Origin of the sequence: Nocardiopsis synnemataformans, assembly GCF_965343085.1 — a bacterium.
GTDB lineage: Bacteria > Actinomycetota > Actinomycetes > Streptosporangiales > Streptosporangiaceae > Nocardiopsis > Nocardiopsis alborubida.
In genome coordinates, this window is sequence record NZ_CBDRFA010000055.1 from 24659 (window position 1) to 49986 (window position 25328).

The 25328-nt window shown below is 72.2% G+C and carries 22 protein-coding genes; 6 read left to right on the forward strand and 16 right to left on the reverse strand.

Annotation, left to right across the window (positions count from 1 at the left end; all coding sequences use genetic code 11):
* Positions 1-72: 72 nt before the first annotated feature.
* A complete protein-coding gene (locus ACSIH6_RS26785; RefSeq protein WP_435111142.1) occupies positions 73-720 on the reverse strand; it encodes a TetR/AcrR family transcriptional regulator in 648 nt (215 codons plus the stop codon).
* 214 nt (positions 721-934) lie between these two features.
* Here ACSIH6_RS26785 and ACSIH6_RS26790 point away from each other — a divergent pair, with 214 nt between their 5' ends.
* The 4 genes from ACSIH6_RS26790 (at position 935) to ACSIH6_RS26805 (ending at position 3962) form a co-directional block, all read left to right on the forward strand.
* Positions 935-1699: an SDR family NAD(P)-dependent oxidoreductase gene (locus ACSIH6_RS26790; protein ID WP_435111115.1), complete on the forward strand. Its 765-nt coding sequence runs from the start codon at positions 935-937 to the stop codon at positions 1697-1699.
* A 159-nt stretch (positions 1700-1858) separates the two neighbouring features.
* Complete coding sequence (locus tag ACSIH6_RS26795; RefSeq protein ID WP_435111116.1) at positions 1859-3079, forward strand: cytochrome P450; 1221 nt, start codon at positions 1859-1861, stop codon at positions 3077-3079.
* Positions 3073-3765 (forward strand): TetR/AcrR family transcriptional regulator, encoded by a 693-nt coding sequence (locus ACSIH6_RS26800; protein WP_435111117.1) that lies wholly within the window; start codon positions 3073-3075, stop codon positions 3763-3765. Before ACSIH6_RS26795 ends, ACSIH6_RS26800 begins: the two co-directional genes overlap by 7 nt.
* Positions 3762-3962 (forward strand): ferredoxin, encoded by a 201-nt coding sequence (locus ACSIH6_RS26805; protein ID WP_435111118.1) that lies wholly within the window; start codon positions 3762-3764, stop codon positions 3960-3962. The genes ACSIH6_RS26800 and ACSIH6_RS26805 overlap by 4 nt, the downstream gene beginning before the upstream one ends.
* Before the next feature lie 188 nt (positions 3963-4150).
* Here ACSIH6_RS26805 and ACSIH6_RS26810 read toward each other — a convergent pair whose 3' ends face one another.
* Positions 4151-5650 carry a SulP family inorganic anion transporter gene (locus ACSIH6_RS26810; RefSeq protein ID WP_435111119.1) on the reverse strand — a complete coding sequence of 500 codons (1500 nt, stop codon included), beginning with the start codon at positions 5648-5650 and terminating at the stop codon, positions 4151-4153.
* A 510-nt stretch (positions 5651-6160) separates the two neighbouring features.
* On the reverse strand, positions 6161-6568 hold the full coding sequence (locus ACSIH6_RS26815) for a MerR family transcriptional regulator (protein ID WP_435111120.1): 408 nt from the start codon (positions 6566-6568) through the stop codon (positions 6161-6163).
* 187 nt (positions 6569-6755) lie between these two features.
* Between ACSIH6_RS26815 and ACSIH6_RS26820 the strand changes: the two genes are divergently transcribed.
* Positions 6756-7835 carry an RNA ligase (ATP) gene (locus tag ACSIH6_RS26820; protein ID WP_435111121.1) on the forward strand — a complete coding sequence of 360 codons (1080 nt, stop codon included), beginning with the start codon at positions 6756-6758 and terminating at the stop codon, positions 7833-7835.
* Positions 7836-7941: 106 nt separating this feature from the next.
* Here the strand turns inward: ACSIH6_RS26820 and ACSIH6_RS26825 are convergent, their stop codons facing one another.
* Complete coding sequence (locus ACSIH6_RS26825) at positions 7942-8682, reverse strand: class I SAM-dependent DNA methyltransferase (protein WP_435111122.1); 741 nt, start codon at positions 8680-8682, stop codon at positions 7942-7944.
* Between the two features lie 176 nt (positions 8683-8858).
* On the opposite strand from ACSIH6_RS26825, the gene argG reads away from it, so the two are divergent.
* Positions 8859-10307 (forward strand): argininosuccinate synthase, encoded by a 1449-nt coding sequence (argG, locus tag ACSIH6_RS26830; RefSeq protein WP_435111123.1) that lies wholly within the window; start codon positions 8859-8861, stop codon positions 10305-10307.
* A gap of 162 nt (positions 10308-10469) precedes the next feature.
* Here the strand turns inward: argG and ACSIH6_RS26835 are convergent, their stop codons facing one another.
* The 12 genes from ACSIH6_RS26835 to ACSIH6_RS26890 all read right to left on the reverse strand — a co-directional run bounded on the left by ACSIH6_RS26835 (position 10470) and on the right by ACSIH6_RS26890 (position 24199).
* Positions 10470-11105, reverse strand: a complete 636-nt coding sequence (locus ACSIH6_RS26835; protein WP_435111124.1) for a histidine phosphatase family protein — start codon at positions 11103-11105, stop codon at positions 10470-10472.
* Entirely contained in the window at positions 11102-12256 is a 1155-nt protein-coding gene (locus tag ACSIH6_RS26840) for an ABC transporter ATP-binding protein (protein WP_435111125.1), read from the reverse strand. The genes ACSIH6_RS26835 and ACSIH6_RS26840 overlap by 4 nt, the downstream gene beginning before the upstream one ends.
* A complete protein-coding gene (locus tag ACSIH6_RS26845; RefSeq protein WP_435111126.1) occupies positions 12253-14031 on the reverse strand; it encodes an ABC transporter permease in 1779 nt (592 codons plus the stop codon). The genes ACSIH6_RS26840 and ACSIH6_RS26845 overlap by 4 nt, the downstream gene beginning before the upstream one ends.
* 40 nt (positions 14032-14071) lie before the next feature.
* On the reverse strand, positions 14072-15238 hold the full coding sequence (locus tag ACSIH6_RS26850) for an ABC transporter substrate-binding protein (protein WP_435111127.1): 1167 nt from the start codon (positions 15236-15238) through the stop codon (positions 14072-14074).
* Between the two features lie 86 nt (positions 15239-15324).
* Positions 15325-16158 (reverse strand): MurR/RpiR family transcriptional regulator, encoded by an 834-nt coding sequence (locus tag ACSIH6_RS26855; RefSeq protein WP_435111128.1) that lies wholly within the window; start codon positions 16156-16158, stop codon positions 15325-15327.
* A gap of 244 nt (positions 16159-16402) precedes the next feature.
* Positions 16403-17374, reverse strand: a complete 972-nt coding sequence (locus ACSIH6_RS26860) for a PfkB family carbohydrate kinase (RefSeq protein WP_435111129.1) — start codon at positions 17372-17374, stop codon at positions 16403-16405.
* 109 nt (positions 17375-17483) lie between these two features.
* Positions 17484-18647, reverse strand: coding sequence for an oxygenase MpaB family protein (locus ACSIH6_RS26865; protein ID WP_435111130.1), 1164 nt, complete (start codon positions 18645-18647; stop codon positions 17484-17486).
* A gap of 17 nt (positions 18648-18664) precedes the next feature.
* Positions 18665-19717 carry a polyprenyl synthetase family protein gene (locus ACSIH6_RS26870; RefSeq protein WP_435111131.1) on the reverse strand — a complete coding sequence of 351 codons (1053 nt, stop codon included), beginning with the start codon at positions 19715-19717 and terminating at the stop codon, positions 18665-18667.
* A complete protein-coding gene (locus tag ACSIH6_RS26875; RefSeq protein ID WP_435111132.1) occupies positions 19710-20000 on the reverse strand; it encodes a hypothetical protein in 291 nt (96 codons plus the stop codon). Before ACSIH6_RS26875 ends, ACSIH6_RS26870 begins: the two co-directional genes overlap by 8 nt.
* A gap of 649 nt (positions 20001-20649) precedes the next feature.
* Complete coding sequence (locus tag ACSIH6_RS26880; RefSeq protein ID WP_435111133.1) at positions 20650-22965, reverse strand: FtsX-like permease family protein; 2316 nt, start codon at positions 22963-22965, stop codon at positions 20650-20652.
* Positions 22962-23678: an ABC transporter ATP-binding protein gene (locus ACSIH6_RS26885; protein ID WP_435111134.1), complete on the reverse strand. Its 717-nt coding sequence runs from the start codon at positions 23676-23678 to the stop codon at positions 22962-22964. The genes ACSIH6_RS26880 and ACSIH6_RS26885 overlap by 4 nt, the downstream gene beginning before the upstream one ends.
* A complete protein-coding gene (locus ACSIH6_RS26890; protein ID WP_435111135.1) occupies positions 23675-24199 on the reverse strand; it encodes a PadR family transcriptional regulator in 525 nt (174 codons plus the stop codon). The genes ACSIH6_RS26885 and ACSIH6_RS26890 overlap by 4 nt, the downstream gene beginning before the upstream one ends.
* Between the last annotated feature and the right edge of the window lie 1129 nt (positions 24200-25328).

Genomic DNA, 25328 nt, shown 5'->3' on the forward strand with positions numbered 1-25328 from the left:
TGGGGCGTGACCACCGCTCCACCGAAGGCATAGCCGCCGCTGTGCCGGAGAGGACTCCGACCCGAGGCGGCCTCAGTCCGAGGACGCGCCCTTGCCGCCGTCCCCTCCACGGTTCCCGTGGTCGTGTCCGAAGGCGGGCAGGCCGCGGGCCGCGGTGGTCAGCGCGGTGCGCAGCAGCGGCCCCACGCTCTCCGACGGAGAACCTGGCCCGTCGCCCCCCAGGCGCGCCCGCTCCTCGGCGGCCAGGCGCAGCGCCGAGTTGAGGGTGGCCGCCTGGACGCGGACGGGCAGGCTGTCGGCGGGCTCCCCGGTGCGGTCGGCGATGATCCGGGCGAAGACGGACTCGGCCGCGTGGTGGACCTCCAGCCACACCGCCATGAGCGCAGGTTCGCCGCGGGTCATCCGGATGAGGTCGGCGACGGGCCCCTCCACGACCTGCGGTTCGCCGTCGAAGAACCGTTCCCGCTCCAGGTAATCCAGGAGGGGGATGTCCGGGGGGCAGGCGCGCAGGCGTTCGGCCATGTGCTCCAGACCCGTCGTCAGCAGTGGCCGGACGCAGCTCTCCTTGTTGGGGAAGTACCGCCACAGCGTCCTGGTGGAGATGCCGAGCGCGTGCGCGATGTCGTCGCCCGTGGTGCCCGACACCCCGTTCTCGGTGAACAGCCGTACGGCCGCGCGCGCGATCTCCGTGCGGACGATCTCCCTGCGCCGCTCGGTCATGGGCGGGCGGCCCCGCCCCGAGGGTGCGCGGGGCGTCTCCGTGGGCGGTGTTCCTGGCACGACCGCTCCCTTCCCGTGTCCGCGGCGCCTGGGCGGGTCCACTCTACTGACGCCCGGGCCAGGCACGACAATATTTGTCTCTGAGCGACAAAAAGTCCTACAGTGACAATAGCGGCCGCCGTGGCCGCCATCAGCGGCAACGAGAGGGCTTCATATGACCGGCCTGGGCCTGAAGGACAAGAACGTCATCGTCACCGGAGGCGGCTCCGGCATCGGCCGCGCGAGTGCGCTGCGCTTCGCCGCGGAGGGCGCCAGGGTCCTGGTCGCCGACCTCAACGCCGACACCGCGCGGGAGGCGGTCGAGGAGATCCGCGCCGCCGGGGGCACCGCCGAGACCGTGGTCGGCGACCTCAGCCGCCAGGAGGTCGTGGACGAGGTCGTCGCCACGGCCGTCGAACGCCTCGGCGGTGTCGACGTCCTGGTCAACAACGCCGGGATCATGGACGACATGTCCGCCACCGCCGACGTCACCGACGCGGTCTGGGAGCGGCTCCTGCGGGTGAACCTCACCGCGCCCTTCCTGCTCACCCGCGCCGTCCTGCCCCTCATGGTGGAGCAGGGGCGGGGGTCCGTCGTCTTCACCGCCTCGGAGGCCTCCCTGCGCGGCAGCGCCGCCGGGGCCGCCTACACCGCCTCCAAGCACGGCGTGGTCGGCCTGGTCAAGTCCACCGCGGTCATGTACCGCGACAAGGGGATCAGGGTCAACGCCGTCGCCCCCGGCGGCACCGCCACCTCGATCACCGTCGACGTCGCGTCCGCGCCCCACGGTCCGACCACCCTCGGCACCTTCATGTCCAACATGGGCCGCGTGGCCCAGGCCGAGGAGCTGGCCGCCGCCGTCGTCTTCCTGGCCTCCGACGCGGCGAGCAGCATCAGCGGCGCGGTCCTGCCGGTGGACAACGGCTGGTCGGCGGTCTGAGGAGGCGCCCGCGCGCGGACCCGGCCACGGGTCCGCGACGGCGGGCACCGCGGGCGCGCACACGCGTACGCCCCATTTTTTAAGTCAGTCGCTTGACTCAACGCCGTGGCGGAAGTTCACTGTACGTGTACGTACCGCTGACGCAGAGGAGTGACGGCTGTGGGTGCCGACGAGACCGAACGGCTGATGGACTACCCGATTCCCAGCCCGGAGGCGCTGGAGCCGCCCGCGGAGTGGGCGGAGCTGAGGCAGCGGTGCCCCGTCGCCGGGGTGCGGCTGCCCAGCGGCGACCGGGCGGAGGTGGTCACCCGCTACGAGGACGTCAGGCGGGTGCTCTCCGACCCGCGCTTCACCCGGAGGCTCGACGCCGAGGACGCGGCCCGGGTCTCGGCCAGCGCGACGGGCGGCGTGTTCAACAGCGACCTGGCGGCGGCGGTCCCCGACAGCGGGGAGGAGCACCGGCAGTGGCGGCGGCTGGTCGGCAAGTGGTTCACCGCCAGGCGCATGAACGCGCTGCGGCCCGGGATCGAGGCCATGGCCGACGAGCTCGTCGACGGCATGGTGGAGCGCGGCCACCCGGCGGACCTCAGGGCGGACCTGGGCTTCCCCCTGCCGGTGTGGGTCATCTGCGACATGCTCGGCGTGCCCGACTCCGACCGCGACCGCTTCTCCCACTGGTCGGACGCGCTGCTCAACCTCACCCGCTACTCCCAGGAGGAGATGGACCGGGCCCAGGCCGAGTTCCTCGCGTACATGGGCGGCCACGTCGAGGCCAAGCGGGCGGAGCCGCGCGAGGACCTGATCAGTTCCCTGATCACCGAGACCGCCGAGGCCGGGGTCGACCTGCCCACCTCCGCGCTGGTCGCCACCAGCATGGGCCTGCTGGTCGCCGGGCACGAGACCACCGCCAACATGATCGGCAAGATGGTGGCGATGCTGCTGGACGACCGGAGCCGCTGGGAGAGGCTGCTGGACGACCGGACGCTGGTGCGCTCCGCCGTGGAGGAGGCCCTGCGCTTCGACGCCAACGCCGGGCTCGGCCTGCCGCGCTACATCACCGAGGAGACCGAGATCGGCGGTTCCGTCGTCCCGGCCGGGACCACCGTCATGTGCAGCATGGGCGCCGCCAACCGGGACGAGAGCGCCTTCGAGAACGCGGACGAGATGGACCTGGGGCGCGTGCCCAACCCGCACCTGGGCTTCGGCGCCGGGGCGCACTCGTGCCTGGGGCAGGCGCTGGCCCGCACCGAGCTCCAGGCCGTGCTCGACGTGCTGCTGCGCAGGCTTCCCACGCTGGAGCTGGCCGTCCCCGTGGCGGAGCTGCGGCGTCTCGACGGCCTGGTCGTGGGCGGGCTGAGCGAGGTCCCGGTCCGGTGGTGACCGTGTCGCAGGCGCGGACCGAACGTGCCGGCGCCACCCGGGAGCTGATCCTGTCCACCGCCGAGCGCCTGTTCGCCGAACACGGCCTGTTCGCGGTGTCCAACCGGGGCATCAGCGTGGCGGCGGGCCAGGGCAACAACACGGCGGTCGGCTACCACTTCGGCACCAAGGCCGACCTCGTGCGCGCGATCGTGCGCACGCACACCGGGCCCATGGAACTGCTGTGGTCGCGGATGGCCAAGGAGGCGGGGGAGTCCCCGAGAGTGCGGGACTGGATCGCCTGCCTGGTCCGACCGGTGACCCGGCACCTCGCGCACCTGGGCGTCCCGAGCTGGTTCGCCCGCTTCTCCGCGCAGGTCATGACCGACCCGGGCCTGCGCGTGATCATGACCGAGGAGACACTGACCTCGCCCACGCTCAGGCGGGTCCTCCTCGGTCTGCGCGCCAGCCTGCCCGACCTGCCGCCGCAGGTGCGCGCCGAACGCGAGGACATGACCCGCCACTTGATCGTGCACACGTGCGCCGAACGCGAGCGCGCGCTCGCCGAGGAGACGGCGACGCCCCGGTGCAGCTGGGAGGACACGGCGACAGGGCTGGTCGACGCCCTCACGGGGATCTGGCTCGCCCCCGCCACCCCGGCCACCGGGTACGACCACGCCGCGACGACGAAGGAGGAGCGACCATGAGGGTGACCGTCGACCAGGACTGGTGCTGCGGCGCGGGTCAGTGCGTGCTGCTCGCCCCGGAGGTGTTCGACCAGCGGGAGGAGGACGGCATCGTCGAGCTGCTCAACGAACGGCCGCCGGAGAACCTGTACCCGGCCGTGCGCGAGGCGGGGCAGGTGTGCCCCACCGGCGCGATCCACGTGGACGAGGACGCCTGACCGCGCCGGGGCGGGGGAGCGCGCGGCCCACGACCGGCCCCGCCCGACCGGCCCCGCCCGGCCGGGACGTGCCTGAGGAAGAGACCCGCGCCCGTCCCTCCCCGACCCCGACGCGGCTGGGGACCGCCCGGGGAACACGGGGGCGCGGCCCGCCACAGCTCCGGCGGGCCGCTCCCCGTCGCCTTGGGTCAGTGGCCGCCGGTGAGGGTTCCGGACAGCTCCCGGTGCAGGTGCGCGCTGGGCCCGTTGAGGCCGGTGATCTCCACCTTCACGTCGTGCCTGCGGAAGTGCTCGGTGACCTGGTCCAGGGCGGCCACGGCCGAGGAGTCCCACACGTGCGCGTTGGACATGTCGACCACCGCCTTCTCCAGGCCCTGTTCGGTGTAGTCGAACCGGTTGACCAGCTCGCCGGTGGAGGCGAAGAACACCTCGCCGTTGACCGAGTACACGCGGGTGCCGCCCTCGGGGTCGAGCACGCTGGTGACGTCGGCCTGCATGGCGGCCCGGCGGGCGAAGAGCACCATGGACACCACGACCCCGACGATCACGCCCAGGGCCAGGTTGTGGGTGGCCACGACCACGGCGACGGTGATGACCATGACCAGGGTCTCGGTCCAGGGCATCCGCCTCAGGGTGGCCGGGGCGACGCTGTGCCAGTCGAAGGTCACGATGGCCACGAAGAACATCACCGCGACCAGCGCCGCGACCGGGATCATGCCCACCAGGTCGCCCAGGGCCACGCACAGGATGATCAGGAACACACCGGCCAGGAAGGTGGAGACGCGGGTGCGGGCGCCGGACTTGACGTTGATCATGGTCTGGCCGATCATCGCGCATGCGGCCATGCCGCCGAAGAATCCGACCAGGACGTTGGCGATGCCCTGGCCGCGGGCCTCGCGGCCGTGGTCGGAGGTGGTCTCGGTCTGGTCGTCGACGACCTTGGCGGTCATCAGCGACTCCATCAGCCCCACCAGGGCCAGGGTCAGCGAGTAGGGGGCGATCAGGACCAGCGTGTCCAGCGTGTAGGGCACGTCCGGGATCAGCGGCACGGGCAGGGTACTGGGCAGTTCGCCCATGTCCCCGACCGTCTGTGCCGGGATGCCCAGGGTCAGCGCGGCGACGGTGAGCACGACGATGGCCACCAGCGGCGCGGGGACCGCCTTGGTCAGGCGGGGCAGGCCGAAGATGATGACCAGGCCCACGGCCACCATGACGTAGATCGGCACGCCCACGCCCTCCAGGTAGGGCAGCTGGGCCGTGAAGATGAGGATGGCCAGGGCGTTGATGAACCCGGTCATGACGCTGGGCGGCACGAACCGCATCAGCCTGGCCACCCCGAGCAGGCCCAGGGCGACCTGGATGAGCCCGGCCAGGATGGTGGCGGCGATCAGGTGGTCGACGCCGTACTCCATCGACAGCGGCGCCGCGACCAGGGCCATCGCGCCGGTGGCGGCGGAGATCATCGCGGGCCGCCCGCCCAGGAAGGCGATGGACACGGCCATCACGAAGGAGGCGTACAGGCCCACGCGGGGGTCGACCCCGGCGATGAGGGAGAAGGCGATGGCCTCGGGGATCAGGGCCAGGGCCACGACCAGCCCGGCCAGCACGTCGGCGCGCAGCTGCGCTGCGGCGGGGATCCGGGCCTTGAGGGACCGGGGGGTCTTCACGGGCAGTTTCATGACACCCATCGGGTTTCGGGCAGTCCACAACGAGGACCGCGGTATTCGGGTGAGGCGTTCGTGCACGGCGCGAACGCGCGCCGGGTGGGGCGGGGCGCGCTCGTGCGCACGGGGATCCGAGGCGTCGTCCGTGACGCCCCGGGGCGGCTTCGTCGCCGCGGGCCCGGCCGTGCCCCTGGGCGGGCCGGGAGAGAGTGCGGTGGTCACCCGCTCGTGCGCGGGTGACGGCCCGGAGAGACTGTAGTCTCACGTGAGATTCCGAGCCGCTCTCGGTGGCTGAGACAACCCTCACACGGTGGAAGTGTGCGGGGGCTCCTCCAGGTGGGGCGGGCGCTCCGCCCGGCGGACGTGTTCCCCTGGCGATGACGCACCGTGACCACAAGGGTCGGCCGGAACCCGCTCTCCTCCGCCGTGATCTTGTACCTGTAGCGCGTCTCGACCGTCCAACCTCGCTATAAGTACAAGATCACCGCAGGTCAGGGTCCTCGTGGCGCACCAGTAGCGTTTCCGTCCGGTCCATCAGGCGGTGGCGTCGTCGCGGGCGCGCTGCTCGCGCAGCCGACCGGCGAACTCCTCGGCCATCGCCAGCTGGCCGCGCAGGGTCTGGCAGCGGGCGACGATGGCCGCCTCGAAGGCGTCGAGCCTCTCGCTCAGGGCCCGTCGCTCGTCGGGCCCGGTCTCTGCCGAGCTCAGCCGGTCGACGGCCTCCAGGAGCTCGCGGGTCTCCTCCAGGCTGAACTCCAGCGGCTTCATCCGCTTGATGAGGTTCAGGCGGTCCACGTCCGTCTCGGTGTAGAGCCGGAAGCCGCCGCGGGAGCGCGCGGAGGGCTCGACCAGGCCGACCTCGCCGTAGTAGCGGATCGTGCGCAGGGACAGGCCGGTCCGCTCGGCGACCTCGCCGATCTGCATGTGTTGCGCCCCGGACATCGCGGCACCCCCTCTCGTCCACTCGACTCTAACGTCGGTTCCGGCTGGGTGCCGCCCCCCGCACGAGGCGCAACCCCCGTGAGGCGTCCCCTCCGTAAAGCCGTTGTCGGCCCGGCGGACGCTCGGACATAGTGGACCGACCCCCGAGGCGCGGTCCGAACGCGCCTCCCCACACGGAGGAACCACCATGTCCACCCTTCGGGTCACCGCCGAGCGGCTGACGGTCCACCCGCACCCCAACGCGGACGCGCTGGAGCTGGCGCAGGTCGGGCTGTTCCGCGCGGTCGTGGCCAAGGGGGCCTACCGCACCGGCGACTGGGCCGTCTACGTCCCCGAGAGCGCGCTGCTGCCCGAGGACCTCATCGGAGAACTCGGCCTGACGGGCAGGCTCGCGGGCTCCCGGCGCAACCGGGTCAAGGCCGTCCGGCTGCGCGGAGAGCTCTCGCAGGGCATCGTCTGCCGCCCGAAGCTGCTGGCCGACCGCGACCTGGCGGCGGAGCACCGCGACGGCACCGACTTCGCGGGAGAACTCGGGATCACCAAGTGGGTGCCCCCGGTCCCGGTGCACATGGGCGGTGACCTGGTCGACGCGCCGGGCCTGCTGCGGTGGATCGAGGTGGAGAACGCCAAGCGCTATCCCGACGCCTTCGAGCCGGGGGAGCCGGTCGTGGCCACGGAGAAGATCCACGGCACGGCCTGCCTGTTCACCCTGGTCGCCGCGACGGGGGAGGAGTTCGCCTCGTCCAAGGGCCACGGGTCCCGGCGCCAGGCGCTGGCGTTCACGGAGAGGAACCTGTACTGGCGGGCGCTGACCGCCCACGGGGTGCCCGCGGCCGCGCGCAGGCTGGCGGAGCGGTTCGGCGCCGCCCGGGTGGGCGTGTTCGGCGAGGTGTTCGGCGCGGGCGTGCAGGACCTGGAGTACGGCGAGACCGGTCGAAGTGAGAAGCCCGGTTATGCGGTCTTCGACGTCTCCCTGGACGTGGACGGCGTTCTGAGCTGGATCGACGCCGCCGACCTGCCCGAGGTGCTGGAGTCGGTCGGGCTGCCCTCGGTACCGCTGCTCCACGACGGCCCCTACGACGAGGCGGCGCTGCTCGCGCTGGCACAGGGGGAGGAGACCTGGAGCGGTGGCGGCCTGCACCTGCGTGAGGGGATCGTGGTCCGGCCCCGGCGCGAGCGCTACTCCCCGGTCCTGGGCGGGCGCGCGATCGCCAAGTTCGTGTCCGACGCCTACCTCACCCGCAGGGGCGGCACGGAGTACGAGTAAGCCCACCGCGCGGGCGCACCGGTGAGGAGCCGGTGCGCCCGCGCGGCCGTCGCCGCGTGCGCCCACGGCCGAGCGTGCGCCGGTGCGCCCCCGCCGTGCCCCGGGCTCAGCCGACGGGCTTCTCCCAGACCGATACGTGCTGGCGGCTGGCGCTGGTGAACGGCTCCCGGGTCCATCCGTCCCACCGGTCGCGCAGGCGCATCCCGGCGAGCCTGGCCATCAGGTCGAGTTCGGCGGGCCACACGTACCGGAAGGGGATCGACCGGTACGTGCCGCGCCCGTCCGCGACCGTGACGTGGTGCGAGCTCATCGCCTGCGTGGCGACGTCGTAGACGTCGAACCCCAGCCTGTTCGAACCCACATGGAACGGCACGGTGTCCTGGCCCTCCGGCAGCCTGCGCAGGTCGGGGACGCCGACCTCGACGACGAAGCGGCCCCCGGGCGCGAGGTGGTCGGCGGCGTTGCGGAAGCAGGCCACCTGCTCGTCCTGCGTGGTCAGGTTCATGATGGTGTTGAAGACCAGGTAGGCGAGGGAGAACGTCCCCTCCACCCGGGTCGTGGCGAAGTCGCCGACCGTCACCCCGACCGCGTCGCCATCGGATTTGGCCCTGAGCCGGTCGACCATCGCCTCGGACAGGTCGATGCCGTGCACCGGCACCCCGCGGCGCGCCAGCGGCAGCGCGACGCGTCCCGTTCCGATCCCCAGCTCCAGGGCCCGGCCCCCACCGGCCAGTTCCTCCAGGAGGTCGACCGCCGGATCCAGGACGGCGGGCTCGAACATCTCCGCCGACGACTCGTCGTAGGTCGCCGCGACGCTCTCCGCGAAGTGGTTCTCCTGTGCGCTCATCGCAGAACGCTAACCCGCGGCCCCTGCGGGGCGCACGCGGTTTTCCCGAGGCCCCACAGCAGCGCCCCGCACGACCCCGGTCCCGCCACCCCGCACGGCAGGCCAGGGATCTATCCCACACCAACATGCCGCCCCCCAGATTGCATGCTCATTCATAAGGGCGCATACTTATTTCCATGTCCAAGGTACTCACTTCCCTCCCCGTCGGCGAGCGCGTCGGGATCGCCTTCTCCGGTGGCCTCGACACCTCGGTGGCGGTCGCGTGGATGCGCGACAAGGGCGCCGTCCCGTACGCCTACACCGCCGACATCGGCCAGTACGACGAACCCGACATCGCCTCGGTCCCCGGCCGCGCCACCGCCTACGGCGCCGAGGGCGCCCGCCTGGTCGACTGCCGCGAGGCCCTGGTGGAGGAGGGGTTCGCGGCGCTGGCCTGCGGAGCCTTCCACATCCGCTCCGGCGGCCGCACCTACTTCAACACCACCCCCCTCGGGCGGGCCGTCACCGGCACCCTGCTGGTGCGCGCGATGCTCGAGGACGGCGTGCAGATCTGGGGCGACGGGTCCACCTTCAAGGGCAACGACATCGAGCGGTTCTACCGCTACGGCCTGCTCGCCAACCCCTCCCTGCGGATCTACAAGCCGTGGCTGGACGCCGACTTCGTCAACGAGCTCGGCGGCCGCAAGGAGATGTCGGAGTGGCTGCTGGCCCACGGCCTGCCCTACCGGGACAGCACCGAGAAGGCCTACTCCACCGACGCCAACATCTGGGGCGCCACGCACGAGGCCAAGGCGCTCGAACACCTCGACACCGGCATCGAGCTCGTCGAGCCCATCATGGGCGTGCGGTTCTGGGACCCCGAGGTCGAGGTCACCGCCGAGGACGTCACGATCGGCTTCGAGCAGGGCCGCCCGGTCACCGTCAACGGCAAGACGTTCGCCACCGCCGTCGACCTGGTCAACGAGGTCAACGCCATCGGCGGCCGACACGGCCTGGGCATGTCCGACCAGATCGAGAACCGGGTCATCGAGGCCAAGAGCCGCGGCATCTACGAGGCCCCGGGCATGGCGCTGCTGCACGCGGCCTACGAGCGGCTGGTCAACGCGGTCCACAACGAGGACACCCTCGCCAGCTACCACAACGACGGCCGGCGGCTCGGCAGGCTGCTCTACGAGGGCCGCTGGCTGGAGCCCCAGGCGCTGATGCTGCGCGAGGCCCTCCAGCGCTGGGTGGGCACGGCGGTCACCGGCGAGGTGACCCTGCGGCTCCGGCGCGGTGAGGACTACTCCCTCATGGACACCACGGGGGCGGCGTTCAGCTACCACCCGGACAAGCTGTCCATGGAGCGGACCGAGGACTCCGCGTTCGGCCCGGTCGACCGCATCGGCCAGCTGACCATGCGCAACCTCGACATCGCCGACTCCCGCGCCAAGCTGGAGGAGTACTCCAGGGTCGGCATGGTCGGCGCCCCGCACCCGACGTCGATCGGCGCCGCCCAGGCGGCCTCGACCGGGCTGATCGGCGCGATGCCCGAGGGCGGCGCCGAGGCGATCGCCTCCCGGGGCCAGTCCTCCGAGAGCGACGACCTGCTCGACCACGCCGCCATGGAGTCCGGGAACGACTGAGGCCCGGATCCGGCCCGCGCTCCGGCGCGTGGGGGCCGGTCGGGCTTCGCACCGAAGCTGATCCGAGCCTTCGACCCGCGCTCCGGCGCGTACGGGCCCGCAGGACCGACCCGCCGCCGGGGTGGGAACGCTCGCGTGGCGTCCCCGCCCCGGCACCGCCCGTCAGTCCGGCGGGTCCAGCGGCGACATCGCCGGGGAGTAGTTGAACAGCCGGAGCCTGGCCGCACCCGGTTCGGTGAGGGAGACGGCCCCGGGGTCGACGTCGATGATGCTGAGACTGGCCGGATGGCTGGGCACCGTGCGCGCCGGGTCGAGCCCGACGACGGCCACGAGGAAGGCCCGCACCGGCCCTCCGTGGGTGACGGCCAGAACCGTCCGGTGGCCCCCGGCGTGCGCACGCCGGACGGCGGCGCCGATCCCGTCGACCACCCGGTCGGTGAGTTCGCCGAAGCTCTCCGCGCCCGGGGGGTGGAACCGCCCCGCGCGCCACGCGGCGTACACACCGCCGTCCTCCTCCTTGATCTGCGCCGAGTACCGCCCCTCCCACCCGGCCAGGTAGGCCTCGTTGAGCCGGGGATCGCGCGCGTCCGGGCTGACCCCGAGGACCTGCGCGGTCTCCTGCGTGCGGCACAGCCCGGAGGTGACGACGTAGCCGGGGTCCAGGTACCGGACCGTCTCCGCCAGCGCGGCGACCTGGCCGCGCCCGGCCTCCGACAACCCGATGTCCTGCTGTCCCTGGAGGCGGCGCTCGCCGTTCCACGCGGTCTCGCCGTGGCGGACCAGGATCAGCCGCATCATCGGACCGCCTCGGTGTCCAGGCGGTCGCCCGCGGCGTCGAAGTAGGCGTCCGGCGCCTCGGGCAGGCGCAGGCCGGCCGCGTCGCCGGGCAGCAGGTCGACCGGCGTGTCCCGGGAGACGTTCACCCGCGTGCCGTCGGCGAGGTCCACGCCCACGACCCACCTGTCGGCCATCGGCACCTGGTCGGCGAAGGTCGCCTCCAGGCATCCGGGCGCGGACGCCTCGCGCTCGATCCCGAGCGAACCCGCCCGGTACATCGCCCTGACGGCCCCGTCCGGGACCGACGCCGGAGCCGCGCCGCAGTCCACGCCGAAGGCCGACAGTCGCCCGCCCCCGGCCCGGCACTCGACGATGTTCGCCGGGGGAGTGCCGACGAACGTCGCGGCGAACGCGGTGCGCGGCGACTCCAGCAGCTCCCGCGGCGTGCCGAACTGCTCGATCCGGCCGTCCTTCATGAGCGCGATGTGCGTGGCCATGGTCATCGCCTCCACCTGGTCGTGCGTGACGTAGACGCTCGTGGCACCGGTCGACCGGTGGACGCGCATGAGCTCGCCCCGGGTGTCCACCCGCAGTTTCGCGTCGAGGTTGGACAGCGGTTCGTCGAAGAGCAGCACCTTGGGCTGCGGGGCGATCATGCGGGCGATCGCCACGCGCTGCTGCTGGCCGCCGCTGATCTCCCCGGGATACCGGTCGGCCAGGTCCTCGATCGACAGCATCGCCAGCACCTGTTCGCTCCGGGCCCGCCGGTCGGCCTTGGACCACTTGGCCACGGTCAGCGGCCAGGCGATGTTCTGGCGCACGGTCTTGTGCGGCCACAGCGCGTAGGACTGGAAGACCAGTCCGGCCTCGCGCTCGGCGGGCGGCACGATCTCGGTCCCGTCGCCGCGGGCGATGACGCGGTCGCCGAACCGGATCTCGCCCCCGGTGGGGTTCTCCAGCCCGGCGAGCATCCGCAGGGTCGTCGTCTTCCCGCAGCCGGACGGCCCGAGCAGCACGAGGAAGGAGCCCGCCGGAACGTCGATCGAGACGCCGTCGACGGCGGCGGTGTCGCCGAAGTCCTTGCGCAGGTCGGTGATGGTCAGGGAGGCCGAGGAGGCTCCGGAGCGCATGTCGGTCCTTTCGGCCTGCTGGGTGCGCGGCGTTGGGGTCAAGAGTTCGAGTTCCAGGGCTGGGCGGCGCCTTCGAAGCGCCGCGCGATGACGGTTGCCGCGACCGAGATCACCGCGATGACCACGGTGACCGCGTTGGCCAGCTGGGTGAAGTTCTCCGAGGAGTACTGGTAGGTGAGGACGGCCAGGACCGGCATCGCCGGGGTCGCCAGCAGCACGACCAGGGACAGGTCGCGCACCATCTGGACGAACACCAGGACCCCGCCGGTGAACAGGCCGCGGGCGGTCAGCGGTGCGATGACCGCGCCGATCCTGCGCAGCAGTCCGGCCCCCGCCATCACCGCGGACTCCTCGACGTCCCTGGACACCTGGCTCAGGGCCGAGGTGCCCGACCGGACGGAGAACGGGATCGTCGCCGCGATCCCGGCCAGCACGAGGATCGCGAACGTCCCGTACAGGCTCGGGAACGGGCCGATGGGCGCTCCGAACTGCGCGATGAAGGCCGCGCCCAGCGCGATGCCGGGGATGAGGAAGGGCACGAACGAGGTGACGCTCATGGTCCCCACCAGCCACCTCGGGCCGTTGGAGCGGGTGATGACGTAGGAGATGAGCAGCCCGAGCACACCGGCGCCGACCGCCACGCACACCCCGAGCAGGACGGTGTTCCAGGTGGCCTCCAGGATCTGCGGGTTGTTCAGGACGCCCCGCTGCCCCTGGGCGAGCGCGGGGTCGGAGCCGCCGATCCAGTAGTGCAGGGTCAGCCCGGAGGCGAAGTCGTTCGTGCGCAGGGTCAGCGAGCTCAGGACGAGCACGAGGCCGGGCACGACGGTGGTGCACGTGACCAGCAGCCAGGCGAGCCCGGCCACCGGCCACCCCCAGGGGCCGAGGTCCACGCCCCGGCGGCGGCCGCCCTTGCCGGTGATCGTCGCGAAGCTGCGCCTGCCCCCGGTGATGCGCGTCGAGGCGTACATGATCATCGCGGCGACGAGGATGAGCACGATCGAGAGCACGTACCCGCGTGCGACGTCGCCGGTCGAGATCGCCCCGTACAACCGGGTGGAGAGCGTGTGGAACCGGACCGGCAGGCCGAGCAGGGCCGGTGTGACGAAGTTGGAGACCCCCTCGGCGAAGGCGAGCAGCGCGCCGGAGATCATCGCCGGGGCCACGACCGGCAGGGCGATGTCCCTGGCCACCCGCAGCGTGGAGGCCCCGGTCATCTCGGCGGCCTCCATGAGGTCGCCGTTGACGCTGGCCAGCGCCGCGGCGACGAGCATGAACGACAGCGAGAAGTAGTGGGCCGTCAGGGTCGCGGCGATCGGCACGGGTCCCCAGGCCAGCCAGTCCGGGACGTGGAGGCCCAGGTTCATCAGGATCCCGGTGGACCCGCCGATCAGGTCGTTGCGAAAGACCGACTCCCACGCCAGCGCCAGGGCGAAGCTCGGCAGGGCGAACGGGATCGTCGCCAGCAGACCGAGGGTCTTGCGCCCCGGGATGCGGGTCATCACGACCACCCAGGCGAGGAATCCGCCCACCACCGTGGAGCACACGGCGGTGGCGGTCCCCATGAGGATCGAGTTGCCCATCGGCCTCCACAGGAGGTTCTCCGACATCGGGCTGGCGAACACGTCCGCCCACGCCTCGCGGTTGCCGCTCTGGAGGGTCGTGCTGACCAGTCCGCTGAGCGGCGCTATCACGAGGACGAGCAGTACGAGCAGGGTGCCGGCTCCCAGCACCACGGCGGGCTGCCTCAGTGCCGTGCGCGCACGGGCCACCGTGGTGCCGACCGCGGTGCGGCGGTGGGCGGGTGCCGTCGTCATGGTGTCCTTTCGCCGGCGGGGGAGTCGGGGGAGTGGGCTCTTACAGGGTCAGCAGGAAGTCGGCCACGTCGTCGCGGACCTGGGCGGTCTCCTCGGGGTCGATGTCCCAGGCGCCCAGTTCGTCCAGGGGCGCGGCGTCCTCGGGCATCTCCATGTCCGTGCGGACCGGGTAGTCGCCGGGGACGTAGAAGGGCTCGTATCCGGCACCGCCGGTCGCGGAGTCGTCGCCCATGAGGAAGTCGGCGACCAGGCGTGCGGCGGCCGGGCTGTCGGAGCCCTGCACCATGCCGATGTAGGCCGGGAAGGTGATGCCCAGCGACGGGGCGGTCCCCAGGGAGGCCTGGAGCGCCCAGCCCTCCTCCTCGTTGTCCCTGCGGTCGGAGTAGGAGGTGATGCCCACCGGCGGGTCCTCCTGCCCGGTCGCGCCCACGGCCTCGTTGACGTTGTCGGTGTCGTCGACCAAGACCAGTCCGTTGGCGTAGAGGTCCTTGAGGAACTGCTGCCCGGCGTTCTCGACGCCCTCGTTGAGTTCGACCTCGGATCCGAAGTGCTCCTGGTGGGCCTGCGCCATCTCGTCGGAGCGGCGGACGATCTCCGTCACGAGGTCGAGGTAGTCGCCGCGCACGCTCGGGTCGACCATGACGACCCTGCCGTTCCACTCCTCCTCGGTCAGCTGCCACAGGTTCTCGATCGGGCTGCCGTCGGGGTGGGCCTCCTCGTTGTACATGAGGATCTTGGTCGACAGCCGGTTGGCCAGCAGCGGCTGCTGGTACTCCTCGGGCACGGTCTCGGCGACGCGCTGGGGCACGTGGTTCTGGAGGATGCCGCCCGCGATGAGTTCGGTGATGACCACCGGGGCGTCGGAGATGTAGGCGACGTCCGCCGACGGTGTTCCGGCCTGCGCCTCGGACTGCAGGCGGGTGATCTGCTCGGAGGAGGCGATGTCGTGGCCGATGAGGTCCACGCCCGGGTACTCCGCCTCGAAGGCCTCCTCTACGGAGGCGATGCGCGAGGTGAAGGAGTAGACGGTGACCTCCCCCTCCTCCTGCGCCAGTTCGACGAGTTCCTCGTGGGTGGCGTCGTCGAGTTCGTGGGGCTGGGCGGGCCCGCCGGTGTCGGCGGCCTCGGGGGTGCCGCCTCCGCAGGCGGCGAGCGTCACGGCGAGCGGGAGGGCGACGGAGGCGGAGAGCAGTCTCGAAGTGCGCATGGCAGGTCCTTTGCGTCAGTTTTCGCGCAGGCGGGAACGGGGCCGGGGGGATCCGGCCGTCGCGGGGGATGAGGGGACCGGCGGCGTCAGTCGAACGCGGTGAGCAGGTCGTCCAGGTGGTCGAGGGCGGGCAGGATGGTCTCGGGGTGGCGCTGGGCGACGGTGAGCACGATGGCGTTCGCGATCATCATCGGGACGCTCAGGGAGGAGAAGCCCTCCTGGTGTCCGCGCGGGGCCGAGAGCACGGTGGTCGGAGCCGGGTCGAGGGTGTGCAGGGTGTCCGTGACCAGTACGGAACGGGCCCCGACCTCGGAGGCGTGGGCGTACAGCTGTGTGAGGTTGCGCGGAGCGCGGCGGAACGCGAACGACACGACGACGTCGGAGTCCGACATCGCCAGGACCCGTTCGGCGACCTCGCGTCCTGGGCCGACGAGGTTGACCGGGCGCATCCCGAACCGCCGCAGCCGGCTGTCGAGGAGTTCGGCCAGGACCCCGGAGTTGCCGCGCGCGAAGAGGTAGACCACCCGCGCGCCGACGAGGAGGTCGGCCACCTCGTCGATCTGGGCCTGGCTCACGTGCTTGCCGACCGCCGCGAGGGAGTCGAGTTCGGTGGCCAGGAGGGTGTCCAGGACACTCGCCTGCCCCTGGCCCCGGAGCTCGGCCCGGAACCGGTCGCCCGCGCCGTTGAGGCGTGCCTCGTGGGCCTCGCGCAGGTCCTCGCGCAGCTCCAGGTAGCCCTGGTAGCCCAGCCGCTGCGCCAGCCGGGTGGCTGCGGCCGGGTGGACCCCCGCGCGCTGGGCGACCTCTCCGCCCCGCCACAGGGGAGCCTCGGCGGGGTTGGAGAGCAGTTCGTCGAGGAGGACCCGGTCCGACTTCGTCAGCCGGTCGCGGTACTCGCTCATGCGTTCCTGGAGGTTCACAGCGCCCACGATACAAGCAAGTTTTCTTGCAGAGACTGTTTTTCCTGCAATTTTATTTTCGGTTCATGGGGACTTCACCCTCTCCCCGGAAACCGGCCGGGTGTTCACCCGTGGATCGCTCGGCGGTAAGGCGGGGGACAGGACGCGTCCCGAAAGCCGCCGGTGCGTCCGGTGGTTGCTTCCGGCAGGTGAAGGCGCGTGCGGTACCGCCCCATGCTTCGCACCAGTCACACTTCTGGTCAGCTCACCGGCTCCGGTCGGGGGTTGCGTCGTCTCCGGCCTCCGCCAGGAAGGCGTCCGTCTCCTTCGCGGTGGGGCAGGTGGCCGGGCCGCGGCGGGTGACGGCCAGGGCGGAGGCCGCGTTGGCCCGGCGTGCGGCCGACAGCGGGTCCAGGCCACTGGCCACGGCGGCGGTGAACACGCCCACGTGCGCGTCACCGGCCCCGTTGGTGTCCACGGCGCGCACGGGAAAACCGGGCACCCGCCGGGGAGCCGCGTCCCCGGCCCCGTCTCCCGCTCCGGCCACCACGCAGCCCCGCGCGGAGTCGCGCACGACCACCACGCCGCCGGGACGGATCCGGGGGAGGAGGAGCGCGGCGGCCTCCTCGGGGACGGCGTGCCCGGTCACGGTGGCGGCCTCGGCGGCGCTGAGGCTGAGCAGGTCCACGCGGGCCAGGGCCCGGTCCAGGGTCCGCCGGGGGATGTCGCCCACGACCGGCGCCGGGTCCAGGACCAGCCGCACCCCCTCGGGGAGGTCACCGATCCAGGCGAGCAGGTCGTCGGCGCGCGGTCCGGGCAGCAGCGAGTACCCCACGGTGTAGACGAACTCCCCCGGCCCGGGCCGCAGGGTGCGCAGCCGGTCCAGGGACAGGTCCATCTCGGCGCCCAGCCGGGTGACGAAGGTGCGTTCGGCGTCGCCGTCCACCAGGGCCACGCAGAAGCCGGTGTCCGCGTCGGGGGAGGGGGCGTGCGCCACCGCCACCCCTTCGGAGCACAGCGCGGCACGGGCCAGGTCCCCGTGGGGCCCGGTTCCGTGCGCTCCCGCGTAGACCACCTCCATGCCCGCGCGCGCCGCGGCGGCGACGACGTTGAAACCGCCTCCGGCCACGGTCCGGGCGGAGGAGGCGAACACGCCCTCGCCGGCCCGGGGAAGGGCGTCGACCGCCATCACGACGTCGATGATCACCGGTCCCACGTGCAGGAGGCGTCCGGTCACGGCAGGGGCTCCCCTCGTCTGCGCCGACCGTGGCGGCCGACCCCGCGATCATCTCAGCGGCGGCCGCGGGCGGGTCCCACCGGGTGGGCCGGGACCGACCGCCCGGCGCTCAAGGCTCGGGCACCGGGGGCGGCGGGGCCCAGCGCCGGACGCGGGGAGCGTGGGAGGGGACGCCGTACTCGTCCTTGAGCCGTTCGGGAATGGCGTACTGCATGACCCGGCCGCGGGTGAGGGAACTCAGCTCCAGGTGGGTGGTGACGTGGCCGAGGCGGTCCAGGGCCCACGCGCCCAGCGGGGAGCCGTCCTCGACCCGTTCGAGGATCCCGAGCAGGGCGGGGGAGGCCCTGACGGCCGTGTCCCAGCCGCTGCGCGGAACCCGGAGCCAGTCGGCGCAGGTGTCGCCGATGAGGTAGCGGACGAGGGCGGCGACCACCGGGTCGAGGAGGGTCCCGGGCACGACCTCCTCGTAGAGGTCGATGAGCTGGCGGGTCAACCGCGCCCCCTCCTCGGAGGGGCCCATGTACCGGGTCATGTACAGATCGGAGAACTCGCGGGCGCTGGCCACGTCGGTCGGAGCGTGTTCGGGGCTGACGCCGAGCATGGCGCCGACGATGCGCCAGGCGTAGTAGTAGGACTCCGCGCCCTCGACCGACATGTGCACGCCCAGCCGGTGCAGGGCGTCCAGGACCTGGATGGAGAAGATCATCTGGCCGCCGATCATGTCCTCCTGGCAGATCGGCGTGCCGAGCGCGTCCACGTCCCAGCGGTCCTCACGGCGCATGTGGTAGCGGATGGAGGCGTGCAGCAGGCGCACCTTCTGGGCAGCGGGGACGAACCGGCTCCCCGCCTCGAACGCGTCGGGCTGCATCAGGTAGACGGTGAACTGCCCGGTCTCGGCCATGCGCCGCGAGGGGTACTCCAGGGCGTGGGTGGCGCTGAGCAGCCTGGCCACGTGCGGGATGACGTAGCAGGCGGGCATCGCCGAGAAGGCCAGGGCGGTGGAGATGTGCACGTTGTTGTCGACGAAGAACAGACGGGCCCTCTCCATCTCGCCCCAGTCGACCCAGGAGGGCGGCGCGGCCGTGGCGTGCAGGTACTCGCGGGCGACGTCGGGCAACCCGTCGGGCAGGTCCTGTCCGGCGGTGGAGAAGTAGCGCATGAGGGTGTTGAACTTGCCGACCTCCCCGCGCTCGAAGAGCGTCTCCACCGTCGCGTCGGCGAGTTCGTCCCCCATGAGACGCAGCGCGTTCATGGACTCCGGTGTGTAGGACATGGGGTCCCTTCCTGGGGTCAGGAGCGGCGGGCCGCGGCCGAGGCCACCATCTGGGACAGGGCGGCGGCGGCTCCGTCCGGCAGGTCGGCGCGGGCGAGGGCGGAGGTCGCGGCCCGGACGCGCTGGTCGATCATCCCCTCGACGCGCTCGGGGGCCCCGGTGCGCCGCATGATCGACCGCACTCTGGACAGGCCCTCGCCGTCCAGGCCGCGGCGGCCGAGCAGACCGCGCAGCTCCCGGCGCTCGGCCGGGGTGGCGGCCGACCAGGTCTCCGCGAGCAGGACGGTGGGCCGGTTGCCCCGGACGTCGTCCAGGTTCGACTTGCCCGTGCGCTCCGGGTCGCCGAACAGTCCCAGCAGGTCGTCCCGCAGCTGGAAGGCCTCGCCCAGGGGAAGCCCGTAGGCGGTGAAGGCCTCCATCATCGAGCCCGGGGCGCCGGCCAGCGCACCGCCGATGCGCAGGGGGTGCTCGACCGTGTACTTGGCCGTCTTGTACCGGATCACCTGGAGCGAGCGGCCGGTGTCGGGAGGGGAGCCGGTGCGCAGGACCTCCAGGCACTCCCCGGCGATCAGTTCCCGGGCCATGACCAGCCACAACTCACGGGCGCGGGACAGGTAGGCCGAGGGCAGGCCGCAGCACAGGAACAGCTCCGCGGCCCACGACATGAGCAGGTCCCCGGTCAGCAGGGCCAGGGCGCGGCTCCCGGCGTGGGGCCTGGCCCTGCCGGTGAACGCCGCGCGCAGGGCGACGTGGGCGCTCGGCACTCCGTGCCGCATCGGACTCTCGTCGATGAGGTCGTCGTGGACGACGGCCGCGGCGTGCACCAGTTCCATCGCGGCGGCGGCCCTGACCAGCGCGTCGCTGTCCGGCTGCCCGGACGCGCGCCACCCCCAGTAGCAGAACGACGCGCGCAGGCGCTTGCCCCCGGTCACCGCCACGTCCAGCTGCTCGGCCACCGGCAGCAGGTCGGCGTCGATGGCGACGAGCCGGTCCGTCTCCCGGCGCGCGAACTCCCGGAGTTCCGCGTCCACCCGGGTCCGGAGCAGGGCCTGCTCCCCGGTCTCAGCCATCGCTCTGGCCGGGGCGGGAGGCCGAGGAGGTGGCTCGTCGGGCGAGCAGTTCCATGTGGGACTCGGCCGTCGGGGCGTACCGTCGCAGCGCCAGCTCGCCGCGCCGCCTCAGTTCCTGTCGGCCGTCCCGGGCCAGTTCGGCCAGGTCCGACCGGCCCTGCAGCGACCGCGCTCCCCGCAGGGCCGCGCCGATCCCGCTGTAGGCCAGGTCGGCCACCCCGGCCGCGAGCAGCAACGGCTCGCTCACGCGGTCGGTGTCCGCACCGTCACCGGTGTGCGCCACGGAGTATCCCCCATTCCCGGTTGACGTGAAAAGGACCGCGGTCGGAAACGGGCGGCGCTTTCGGAAGTCCTGTCCGGTCGGCCGGGGATTCGCTGCGGTTCCCTGTGCAGTGATCATCTTCGGTCATCGGCGTTTTTGTCAACGCAATGGTGTGATCTGGTTCGGTTTGGTGAGAGTTGACGAGGAGAGGGAGAGGGGACAAACGGACAAGGAGGAGGAAAACCGCTACTGGTGTAGGTATTTCCTGTGTTGCCGCAGGTGAAGTGCGTTTGTCTGCTCGGAGTTCGGGTCGGTTCGAATACCGAAGGGGGAAAGTCCGGAACGCCGGAAGTCGGTTCCGTGCGGACTGAGGCCCCCGAATTGCTGGGGCGGCCAGGGCTCGGTGGGGCTTTCCGTGTATTCGCACCCAAGGGGCTGCATAACTCGCATCCGCTTCCATGTCAGACAAAGGCGATATGGGCGGCTTGGATTTTCTGTGGTCGCCGTGCTCCTCCCGAGGCGAAGCCCCCGTGGTCCTCCCGACGCGGAGCCCCGACGCGACCGTGACCCGTGCGCGTGGAGCGGCCGCCGCTCCTCCGGCGAGACCACCCCGCGAACGGACGGTGGGGCCGCGGGCCCTGCGCCCACGACCCCACCACGCGCCCCAGCCTCACTCGGTGCGCAGACCCTCAGGGCTCGTCATCCGCCACAGGTAGGGCAGGCTCGCCAGCGTCACCAGCGCGATCACGCCGAGTCCGGCACCCACGAGCGGGAGGAAGCCCAGCCAGTCGGTGACCGGGAGATCGGCCAGCCGCAGCAGGAGGAGGCCGAGCCCGGTCCCGCCCCCGACGGCGATCGCCAGGCCGAGCACCACCGGGATCGCGGTCTGCCACAGCACCGACGCGGCGAGCGTGGAGCGGCGGGTCCCGAAGGCGATCAGCACCGAGAGCTGCCGCCTGCGCTCCCGCAGCTGCTCGACCGTGGAGATGACCATGCTCGCCCCGATCACCAGCATCGTGAGGACGGCACCGGCCCGGAGCGCTTCGCCGATGGACGTCAACATGCTGCCGCCGCTCTCCGCGTGCAGGGCACGCAGGTCGGTCCCGGGGCTGTCGACCCCGATGTGGTTGCGCACGTGCTCGACGGCGTCCGGGTCGCTCCCGTCGAGGGTGATGAACACCGTGGACCGGAGGTGCTCCAGCTCCTCGACCGGAAGGGCCGACGGGGTGAGGAACAGACCCTGGTACTCCTGCTCGACCAGGGGGTCCGCGGCCCGGGCCTCGCGCACCGGTGGGACCGTCCAGGGGCGGGGCTCGGCGGCGGAGTCGCCCGGAAGGGCGTTGTTGAGGTCCAGCCGGTCCCCCGGCCGCACGGCGGACGCCTCCTCACCCGCGACGAAGGCGTCACCGTCGGCGCAGGAGGAGAACGCGATCAGCCCGCCCAGGGTCGCGCAGTCGGCGACGACCACCGTCCGCGTCCGCCACGGGTCGTCGGCGCCAGGCGGGGCGTCCGCCGGGGGAAGGTGGGCCAGGAGGAACGGGGAGGAGGACTCCACACCCCTGGCGCCGTCGACGCCGCGGGCGAACTCCGCACCCTCGGCGCGGCTCTCCACCGTGGCCGAGGCGATCATCCCCACCCGGTCCGGCTCCTGGTCGCCGCCGGAGGGAACCTGGGCGTTGATCGCGGAGAACAGCATCTGGAGCGCGATCGCCCCGGCCACGGCGAGGGTGACGCCGCTGACGGTGCGGGCCGCGAGCCCGCTGTTCAGCTGGAGGCGCCGCGTGGCCATCTGCCACGACAGCGGACCGCCGCGCAGGCGGCCCACCACGGCCTCGACGGCCCACGGCAGCAGCAGGGTGAACCCCGTCAGGGCCACCGACACACCGACGGCGACGGCCCACTCCGTGCCCTCGGAGCCCTCACCCCGCCCGAGCACGACCAGGACGGCGCAGCCGACGGCCAGGACCAGCACGCGCCACCACAGCCGCCGTCCCCGGTCGGTGCCCTCCCGGAAGACGCCCAGCGGACTGACCTCGACCCTGCGCAGCGCCAGGAGCGTCACCAGGACGGCGCTGACCGGGACGAGCACCACGACGAGGGCGGCGATCAACGGCACCGGTGTGAGGTCCGCGGGCAGCACTCCCGAGCCCGGGAGCCGCACGTCGTCGGCGAACGCCCGGACCACCAGGAAGAACCCGGCGCCCAGGACCAGGCCCAGGACCGCGCCGACGAGGGACTCGCCCGCGGCGATCCTGCGCGTCATCGCCCTGTCCGCGCCCACCAGCCGCAGCGCGGCCAGACGCTGGTCGCGCCGCTCGGCCCCGAAGCGCATCGCGGTGAGGATGAACGCGGCGATCGGCAGCAGCAGCACCACGATGATGACGACGATGAGCAGTACGAGGATCGCGGCCATGCCGTCGCCCCGCTGGTCCGCGCCGAAGCCGGAGACGGCGTACCACGCCGGGTCCTGGGAGAGGGTGTCCGTGCCCAGGTAGAAGTAGAGCTCGTGCGGCCCCCGCAGGCCTTCGGAGCCGATCAGGCCGGTGACCGAGGCGCCCTCGAACCGCTCGGCGAGCAGGGCGCCCTCCGGGGAGCCCAGGAGGTCGCGCAGGGCAGGGGAGACGTAGAGCTCGCCCGCCTCCGGCAGCCGGTCGATCCCCGGAGGACGCACGTCCGTCCCCGGGTCCCCGGGCGCTTCGAGCAGCATGCCCGCGAACATGTCGCCCCGGTAATCGACGATCTCCGGGGCCGCGAGGACCGCGGCGTCGCCGGTCGGCGCCCCCTGCTCCAGGTACACCGGCGCCCGCGCGTCCATCCGGTCCTGGCCCGCCGTGCGCACCGAGGGCGCCGCGGCGGCCAGCAGGAGCACCATCACCCCCAGGCCCACGCCCACCGCGGTGAGCAGCGTCCCCGTCCAACCCGCCCACCCTCCGTTCAGGGTGAGCCTGGCACCCATGGCCAGGTCGCGGTACCACCGGCCGATCACGTCGCCCCCGTGATCCCGGCGGTGGCGTCGAGGGCCTGGCCGTCGCGGACGACGACCTCGCGGTCGGAGTAGGCCGCGACCCGGACGTCGTGGGTGACCAGGACGACCGCGGCCCCGCTGTCGCGGGCCGCGCCCGTGAGCAGTTCCATGGCGCGCTCTCCGTTGAGCGAGTCCAGCGCGCCGGTGGGCTCGTCGGCGAAGAGCAGCCGGGGCTTCGCCACCAGCGCCCGCGCGATGGCCACCCGCTGCCTCTGCCCGCCGGACACCTGGCCGGGGCGCTTGTCACGGACGTCGTCCACCTCCAGGCGGGCCATCCACTCCACCGCGGAGACCTCCGCCCTCCTGCGGGCGACGCCGGCCAGGCGCAGGGACAGCGCGACGTTCTCCACGCAGGTCAGCTCGGGGACGAGCTGGCCGAACTGGAAGACGAAGCCGAAGTCGCTGCGTCTGAGCCTGCTGCGCTCGGCGTCGGACAGGGCCGACAGCTCGCGACCGCCGTAGTGCACGGTGCCGCCGTCGAGGTCGAGGATGCCCGCCAGGCAGTGCAGCAGTGTGGACTTGCCGGATCCGGACGGGCCCATGACGGCGACGACCTCGCCGGAGTCGATGCTGAAGTCCGCTCCGTTCAGCGCGGCGGTCGACCCGAAGTACTTGCGGAGTCTGGTGGCGGTGAGCAGGGCACCCGTGCCCTGCGCCGCGGTGGTGCCGCTCACGCGCCGACCTCCCCGGCGAGCCGGTCGAGGCGGCTGGCGGTCAGCTCCAGCCACCGGATGTCGGCCTCCAGGTGGAACAGGGCGTGGTCGCAGACGAGCTGGTCCGCGAGGTCGCCGCCCGTCTTGCGGCGGGTGAGCTCACGCATGAGGCGCAGGTGCTCGGCCCGCTGGACGTCCAGCAGCCCGGCGGCGTCACGGCCGGTCAGCAGTGCCAGCACGACCTTGGCGTACAGGGTGCTCTGGAGGTAGGGCTCGGGCCTCTCCGGCGTGGCGAGCCAGCGGCCGACGTCGGTGACACCGGCGTCGGTGATGGCGTAGCGCTTGCGCTCGGGGCCGCTGCCCGCCTCCACCCCGTCCACCTCGACCAGGCCGTTCCTCAGCAGGCGCGACATCGTCGAGTAGACCTGCCCGTAGTGCAGCGGCCGGTCGTGCCCGAACCGTTCGTCGAAGAGGCGTTTGAGGTCGTACCCGTGGCGGGGGCCCGATTCGAGCAGACCGAGCAGCGTGTTGCCGATAGACATGGCGGCGACTATACACAATGTGTATAGATGGGGTGAAGAGGGGTGATGTGACCCGATCCCGGCACGGGTTCCCGCGTCCGGGCGGACCCCTCAGGTGTGACCGTTCCCCGAAGGCTCGGCGGCCGTCGCCCCCGGACGGTCCCGCGGGGCCGCGGACCCGCGGTGGTGGATGTGGAGCCGGACCGTGTGCCCGGCCTGGACGACGACGCCCCGTGCGTCGCCGTGGACCTCGTTGCGGGTGTCCGTCGGCACCGGAAGCGGGCCGCTCGGTTTCGACCGAACCGCGGCGGGGCTTTTCCGGTACCAGGCCGGGCCACCGTTGCGCGGCCTTGTGCCTGAGGATTCTCACGAACAGATCAGCGGCACCCGTGGCGACTTTGCAGGTGAACAAGCCCGCGGCGATGACGAGAAAGAACTGGAGGAGTGTCGCGGGGCCGAGTCGGAGTGCGAGTTCGTGGGCAGGCTCCGCCAGATGTAATGGCCCCGGAAAGACGAAGCCAGAGTGCTGAGAGCCAGTGCCTCTTCGCCTGTGCCTTCCCGCTTATCCGAAAAGCGACCACGATGAGGGTACAGGAAAGGGTCGCGGCGCGCGAGGGTGGCACCGCTCGTGGTGTCGTCGTGGGGGACGGGTTCGCCGGGGGACCGCGGGCAAGGGCAGAGGAGCCGTTGACGGTGCCGGATTCCACGCCGGGACACGTGCCGGTCAAGCTGGGAGTACGCCGCACGGTGCCGGTGGCGTCGCCGAGGGTCGTGCGGCGCCAGAGGCGGCCGCGGGGCGCTGTCCGACGGCGCATCGACAAGGTTTTTCGGCGTGGGCGGAGTTGCGCCTTGCTTCCCGGGCTGACGTGCGTAGACATTAGCTGACGTGCGCGGGCATTTGTCAGCGACGTCCTGGTCCCGGCCACGGGGCTTTCTCGGCGACAAGTGCGCCGGGAGGGCGGATGAACCCCGCGACCGTCCCGAAAGCAGAACCCGATTCAGTCCGGGCCGGATCGGAGAGAACGTCCGAACGGCCCTGGCCATTCACAACGTATGGGGATAGAACTGGCTGAGAATAATCAGTGTGTCGCGTCAGTGGTCACCGGCCGGTGGCCGACTGTTGGTCGGCAACTGGGCCTTTGTTCAGCCA

Bases quoted from the DNA above. Each gene is read 5' to 3' on its own strand.
- ACSIH6_RS26870 (WP_435111131.1), bottom strand. From the start codon at position 19,717: ATGGCTGAGACCGGGGAGCAGGCCCTGCTCCGGACCCGGGTGGACGCG.
- ACSIH6_RS26820 (WP_435111121.1), top strand. From the start codon at position 6,756: ATGTCCACCCTTCGGGTCACCGCCGAGCGGCTGACGGTCCACCCGCAC.
- ACSIH6_RS26845 (WP_435111126.1), bottom strand. From the start codon at position 14,031: ATGACGACGGCACCCGCCCACCGCCGCACCGCGGTCGGCACCACGGTG.
- ACSIH6_RS26815 (WP_435111120.1), bottom strand. From the start codon at position 6,568: ATGTCCGGGGCGCAACACATGCAGATCGGCGAGGTCGCCGAGCGGACC.
- ACSIH6_RS26805 (WP_435111118.1), top strand. From the start codon at position 3,762: ATGAGGGTGACCGTCGACCAGGACTGGTGCTGCGGCGCGGGTCAGTGC.
- ACSIH6_RS26850 (WP_435111127.1), bottom strand. From the start codon at position 15,238: ATGCGCACTTCGAGACTGCTCTCCGCCTCCGTCGCCCTCCCGCTCGCC.
- ACSIH6_RS26785 (WP_435111142.1), bottom strand. From the start codon at position 720: ATGACCGAGCGGCGCAGGGAGATCGTCCGCACGGAGATCGCGCGCGCG.
- argG (WP_435111123.1), top strand. From the start codon at position 8,859: ATGTCCAAGGTACTCACTTCCCTCCCCGTCGGCGAGCGCGTCGGGATC.
- ACSIH6_RS26790 (WP_435111115.1), top strand. From the start codon at position 935: ATGACCGGCCTGGGCCTGAAGGACAAGAACGTCATCGTCACCGGAGGC.
- ACSIH6_RS26825 (WP_435111122.1), bottom strand. From the start codon at position 8,682: ATGAGCGCACAGGAGAACCACTTCGCGGAGAGCGTCGCGGCGACCTAC.
- ACSIH6_RS26810 (WP_435111119.1), bottom strand. From the start codon at position 5,650: ATGGGTGTCATGAAACTGCCCGTGAAGACCCCCCGGTCCCTCAAGGCC.
- ACSIH6_RS26835 (WP_435111124.1), bottom strand. From the start codon at position 11,105: ATGATGCGGCTGATCCTGGTCCGCCACGGCGAGACCGCGTGGAACGGC.
- ACSIH6_RS26890 (WP_435111135.1), bottom strand. From the start codon at position 24,199: ATGTCTATCGGCAACACGCTGCTCGGTCTGCTCGAATCGGGCCCCCGC.
- ACSIH6_RS26865 (WP_435111130.1), bottom strand. From the start codon at position 18,647: ATGTCCTACACACCGGAGTCCATGAACGCGCTGCGTCTCATGGGGGAC.